The sequence below is a fragment of the Weissella fangxianensis genome (assembly GCF_024718545.1).
GTDB classification, from domain to species: Bacteria; Bacillota; Bacilli; order Lactobacillales; family Lactobacillaceae; genus Weissella; species Weissella fangxianensis.
This window is the reverse complement of record NZ_JAMXDB010000062.1, coordinates 1-5,254: the sequence shown is the minus strand read 5'-3', so window position 1 is coordinate 5,254 and position 5,254 is coordinate 1. Positions and strand designations below refer to the sequence as shown.

Below are 5,254 nucleotides of genomic sequence, written 5' to 3'. Positions count from 1 at the left end.
TTGTTTAACAGAAGTTAAACGAATTTATTAGTGAATTGACTTCACAAATGTTTTGTATCAAGTAAATTACTTGATGACCCTACACATTTGTTTCATCGAAACGATATTCAGTTTTCAATGATCAACATCACATCAATAAAGACGTGAAGCGGACGACGGGAATCGAACCCGCATTCCCAGCTTGGAAGGCTGGAGCACTAGCCGTTGTACTACATCCGCAAAGTGTTTATCTGTATCAGCAACAATATTTATAATACACATTTGTTCTGACAAAGTCAACACTTTTGTTATTTAAATTAATTTATCTTCTATGTCTACCCTTAGTGGTGAATAAACATTGCATCCCCGAAACTGAAAAAGCGATATTTTTCAGTTACAGCATGTTTATAAGCATTCAAAATATTATCACGACCAGTAAAAGCAGCTACTAGCATCACTAAGGTTGATTTAGGTAAATGGAAATTGGTAATAAACGCATCCACAACTTGCCACTTAAATCCTGGCTTGATAAATATGTCTGTCCAACCAGAATCTGCATGTAATGTACCATCAAATTTTGCACCTATCGTTTCAAGTGTACGGATTGATGTCGTTCCTGTTGCTACAATTCGACCACCATTAGCACGAACCTCATTCAATGTCTGTGCGGCTTCTTCACTTAATTGATAAAATTCGGAATGCATTTTATGATCATCAATATTATCTTCTTCGACTGGTCTAAACGTACCTAAACCAACATGTAAGGTCAACTCAATCAATTTAATTCCTTTATCAGCAACCTTTTGCAACAACTCAGGTGTCCAATGCAATCCTGCAGTTGGTGCAGCAGCTGAACCATTAACCTTTGAATAAACCGTCTGGTATCTTTCTTGATCTTCCAGCTTTTCTTTAATATATGGTGGCAATGGCATTTCTCCTAGTTCTTCTAGAATCTCCAAAAAAATACCATCATAATGGAACTTAATCATGCGACCACCGTGTTCCAACTCTTCTGTCACTTCTGCAGTCAATCGTCCATCACCAAAAACTATTTTTTGACCAACTGGATATTTACGTGCAGGCTTCACAAGAGTCTCCCATACATCATCTTGATCTTGACGAAGTAATAAGACTTCAACATGACCACCGGTTTCTGGTCGTACACCATAAAGTCGCGCTGGCAAAACACGTGAATTATTCATGACTAAGGCATCACCAGGATTCAAATAATCGATGATGTCATAAAAATGACGATCATGTAATTCTCCAGTATCTGCATTTAGTTCTAATAAACGTGAACCATCACGCTTTTCCAATGGTGTTTGTGCAATTAATTCATGTGGCAAATCATAATCAAAGTCATCTAAACTAGTATAAGTTTCCGTCATTTATCTTTACTCCTAACTATTTTTTATCAGGTAATGGTAATTGTAAGTGTTCATACGCTGCTAAAGTAACAACTCGTCCTCGAGGTGTTCGCTGTAAAAAACCGATTTGTAATAAATAAGGCTCATAAACCGATTCAATCGTATCGATCTCTTCACCAATATTAGCGGCAATTGTACCAACGCCCACTGGTCCTCCTTGATAAAATTTGATCATTGTCTCTAAAATCTTATGATCCACCTCATCAAGTCCCATGTCATCTATTTGCAATAAGGCAAGTGAAAAGTTGACCATTTCATCATTAATTATTTGCAAGCCTTTCACAGTTGTAAAGTCACGAACGCGTCGTAATAAGCGGTTGGCTATTCGTGGTGTTCCCCGTGATCGTCGCGCAAGTTCATAAGCACCTTCATCAGCAACTTCAATATTAAATATATCGGCTGACCGTTTAATAATCTCTGACAATTCTTTTGGCGTGTAATATGCCATATGTTCAACAATCCCAAAACGATCACGTAAAGGTTGCGATAACATGCCCGCCCGAGTCGTCGCACCAATCAACGTAAAGGGTGGTAATGGAAAATGAATCGGGTGTGCATTAGGACCTTCGCCAGCAATAATGTCAACATAAAAATCTTCCATTGCTGAATATAACATCTCTTCAACTTGCTTCGGCAGGCGATGGATTTCATCAATAAATAAAACATCACCTGGGGCAAGTTCATTTAACAATGCCAGTAAATCACCAGATTTTTCAATTGCGGGACCAGATGTTGTTCGCAAATTGACCCCCATTTCGTGAGCCACAACCATTGCTAAGGTTGTCTTTCCTAATCCTGGTGGTCCATATAATAACATATGATCCAATGGTTCTGAACGTTGTTTTGCTGCCTCAATATACACCTGCAATCTTTGTTTTAAATCTTCTTGACCAATATACTGCTGCAATGTACTGGGACGTAACGTTTGTTCAATCGACTGTTCACCAGTGTCAGTAGACATATCATGTAAAAAGTCCTCTGCCATTTAATTCCCCCAAAATTTACTGCAATAACTTCAAACCAGCACTCACGTATTCTGCAGTAGATAAGTTTGTCTGTTTTGTTAATTCTTTTTCAACACGTTTAGTATCCTTCTTCGCATATCCTAAAGCTTCTAAGGCTAATAAAGCATCAACTAATGCTGAATTTTCCCCATCTGCTGGCAGCGGATCATTATGCTCAACTGATAATGTTAAATCAGCAAGCTTATTTTGCAAATCTAACACAATTTGTTGCGCAGTCTTTTTACCAATACCGGGAAACTTTGTTAAAAAGCTAATGTCACTTTGCATAATGGCATTAATTAACCCTGTATGATCACTATTTGCCAAAATTGCCAAAGCCGATTTAGGCCCAATACCTGACACGTTCAATAATTTTTGAAATAAATCTTTATCTTCTTTATTAGAAAAGCCATATAAAGCTTGTTCGTTGTCACGAATTATCTGTTCAACGTAAACAGTCATTGTGTCATTCAAAGAAAAAGTATATGGATTAGCAACTAGCACCCGATAACCAATTCCTTGTATGTCGATGACAATATAGCTTGGCAATATTGCTGTTATAGTACCTTTTAGATATTCGTACATGTTCTTCTCCAATCCTACAAGTCACTGCATACATTATAGCAGAAAAAAACTAGCTATTTTTAATTTACCGTAATTGTTAAATTTCATAATGTGAAATTTTGTACAATAATATTCACACTTTATTCACATTTCCTAGTTATTATTTAACTATCGACTTAAAGATAAGTAACGAGAAAGCCTACGCTCATTGCTTGGTCGTTTCGTCACCCACATGACGAAGAGTTTTTACTTTCCTAGTAAATCTACTCAATTAACATATCTCTTATTAAACCTACAACAAAAAAGGACTGGTTAATAGCCAGTTCTTTTTTGTTGTGGATTTAATCACGTGCATGAATACTACAAAACGAGTAGAATAATTATTTATAAAAAACAAATCAACAGGAGACAATCATGCTAAAAGAAAAATTGTCTGAGTTGCCTACTTGGCGCCGAAACTTGTTTGTACTTTGGTTTGGCGTTTTCATGACTGGTATTGGATTTAGTGAAGTTATGCCTTTTTTGTCTCTATACGTAGATACACTAGGTGATTTTACTAAAAATCAATTAACCTTCTATAGTGGGCTAACTTTTTCTATCACTTTTTTGATGACTGCAATTATATCGCCCTTTTGGGGAAAACTGGCTGATAGCAAGGGACGTAAATTGATGTTGCTACGTGCATCATTAGGGATGGCCATTGTGTTTTTCCTAATGGGAGCAGCCCAAAATATTTGGCAACTTATTTTCTTTCGTGCATTACAAGGTCTGTGCGGTGGCTTCATTTCAAATGCAAATGCCATGATTGCCACCCAAACGCCAAAAGATAAATCAGGCTATGCTTTAGGGACATTAGTCACTGGTGTAACTGGCGGACAACTAATTGGTCCATTCATCGGTGGTATTCTTGCTTCAATTGTGAGCTATCGTTTATCTTTCATCATTACTGGTATTATATTCTTACTAGTGTTTACACTTGTCATTACCTTGGTCAAAGAAGAGTTTACTCCGATTGCACCTGGCGAATCACTATCTCGCAAACAAGTATTTAAACAATTAAAGCACCCCCAGTTAACAATTAGCTTGTTTCTAACGACCTTTATCATCCAAATCGTTAATCAGTCCATTAGCCCAATTGTTGCACTGTTTGTCCGCGAACTAAACAATGGTGGTGGCGGCACTACATTCTGGGCTGGGGTTGTTGCTGCCATGCCTGGTATTGCGACAATGCTCGCCGCACCAAAATTCGGTCGATTAGGTGATCGCATTGGTACACATCGTATCATGTTAATTGGATTTACCCTAGCATTTTCATTTATGTTACCAACAGGATTTGTCACTGCAGTTTGGCAGTTAGCCATTTTACGTTTTATGATAGGTATTTCTGATGCCACGATGCTACCTGCAGTTCAAACACTAATATCTAAAACAACGCCATCACAGATTACTTCACGTATCTTTGCATACAATCAATCATTCCAATCATTAGGATCGGTTGCTGGACCAATAATGGGAACAGTTGTTGCAATGTTTTTCGATTATAGAGGTATCTTCATTGCAAGCGCCCTCTTGATAATCGTGAATGCTGTGCTATTCTTTTATCGGACTAAATCATTAAAAAATGATGATTCACTTAATTTATAAAAAAAGACCTTGATGCTCTTTCTAACTAGTTAGCAAAATAACTAGCAATGAAAAACACCAAGGTTTTTTTAATCAACATTTATACTACGAACCATGTGATATAACACTAATAGCGCAAATTGTAGTGCTCCAAATGAAATCACAAATACTAAACTATGCGTCGATATAGAAGCCGTAAATAGTTTGATAACTTTTTGTGGATCACTAACGATTTCCCATGAATTAATACGTAAAAACCGACCGAGGTAAATACCATACGCCGAAACAAAAGACAGAATCATATAAAATAAAATTGTCCAAAAGTTTGAGGATTTTTGACAATAGACCCGACCAACGATGTGTGCCGAAGCAATTCCCAAAATGAGGCCAGTTAATACACCCACTGCTAAAATAGCGTAATTAAAAAATTGAGTTTCAGTCATTAATCCGGTACCAATTGATGACAAATGGCTAAAATCGGTCACCATATACATGGCATTTGGGAAAAAAGCCAACCAAACAAGCGTGATTATGAACTGAACCCCGTAAGTTGGAGTAATTTCCAAAACTTACGGGGTTTTACTATGTTTTCAAAAGAAGTACAAATTGAAGCTGTCACAATGTATCTACAAGGTATTCCGCCTTATAAAATACGGA

6 protein-coding genes and 1 tRNA gene are annotated in these 5,254 nt (G+C 37.1%); 2 read left to right on the top strand and 5 right to left on the bottom strand.

Annotated features, from left to right (window positions below):
• Positions 1–147: 147 nt before the first annotated feature.
• The 4 genes from NGR58_RS09865 to ruvA all read right to left on the bottom strand — a co-directional run bounded on the left by NGR58_RS09865 (position 148) and on the right by ruvA (position 2,995).
• Positions 148–219 (bottom strand) — tRNA-Gly (locus NGR58_RS09865).
• Positions 220–320: 101 nt separating this feature from the next.
• Positions 321–1,367 carry a tRNA preQ1(34) S-adenosylmethionine ribosyltransferase-isomerase QueA gene (gene queA / locus NGR58_RS09860; RefSeq protein ID WP_258089327.1) on the bottom strand — a complete coding sequence of 349 codons (1,047 nt, stop codon included), beginning with the start codon at positions 1,365–1,367 and terminating at the stop codon, positions 321–323.
• Positions 1,368–1,383: 16 nt separating this feature from the next.
• Positions 1,384–2,391 carry a Holliday junction branch migration DNA helicase RuvB gene (ruvB, locus tag NGR58_RS09855; protein WP_258089326.1) on the bottom strand — a complete coding sequence of 336 codons (1,008 nt, stop codon included), beginning with the start codon at positions 2,389–2,391 and terminating at the stop codon, positions 1,384–1,386.
• A 16-nt stretch (positions 2,392–2,407) separates the two neighbouring features.
• Positions 2,408–2,995, bottom strand: a complete 588-nt coding sequence (ruvA, locus tag NGR58_RS09850) for a Holliday junction branch migration protein RuvA (RefSeq protein ID WP_258089325.1) — start codon at positions 2,993–2,995, stop codon at positions 2,408–2,410.
• 393 nt (positions 2,996–3,388) lie between these two features.
• Between ruvA and NGR58_RS09845 the strand changes: the two genes are divergently transcribed.
• Positions 3,389–4,618 carry a multidrug efflux MFS transporter gene (locus tag NGR58_RS09845; protein ID WP_258089324.1) on the top strand — a complete coding sequence of 410 codons (1,230 nt, stop codon included), beginning with the start codon at positions 3,389–3,391 and terminating at the stop codon, positions 4,616–4,618.
• Between the two features lie 68 nt (positions 4,619–4,686).
• Here NGR58_RS09845 and NGR58_RS09840 read toward each other — a convergent pair whose 3' ends face one another.
• Entirely contained in the window at positions 4,687–5,085 is a 399-nt protein-coding gene (locus tag NGR58_RS09840; RefSeq protein WP_258089323.1) for a DUF1361 domain-containing protein, read from the bottom strand.
• Here NGR58_RS09840 and NGR58_RS09835 point away from each other — a divergent pair.
• Positions 5,065–5,254, top strand: a 190-nt coding sequence (locus tag NGR58_RS09835) for a hypothetical protein (protein ID WP_258089322.1), incomplete at its 3' end; no start/stop codon positions are given. The genes NGR58_RS09840 and NGR58_RS09835 overlap by 21 nt on opposite strands.

Excerpts from the sequence above, each read along its gene's own strand:
- queA (WP_258089327.1), bottom strand. The coding sequence starts at position 1,367 with ATGACGGAAACTTATACTAGTTTAGATGACTTTGATTATGATTTGCCA.
- ruvB (WP_258089326.1), bottom strand. The coding sequence starts at position 2,391 with ATGGCAGAGGACTTTTTACATGATATGTCTACTGACACTGGTGAACAG.
- ruvA (WP_258089325.1), bottom strand. The coding sequence starts at position 2,995 with ATGTACGAATATCTAAAAGGTACTATAACAGCAATATTGCCAAGCTAT.
- NGR58_RS09845 (WP_258089324.1), top strand. The coding sequence starts at position 3,389 with ATGCTAAAAGAAAAATTGTCTGAGTTGCCTACTTGGCGCCGAAACTTG.
- NGR58_RS09840 (WP_258089323.1), bottom strand. The coding sequence starts at position 5,085 with ATGGTGACCGATTTTAGCCATTTGTCATCAATTGGTACCGGATTAATG.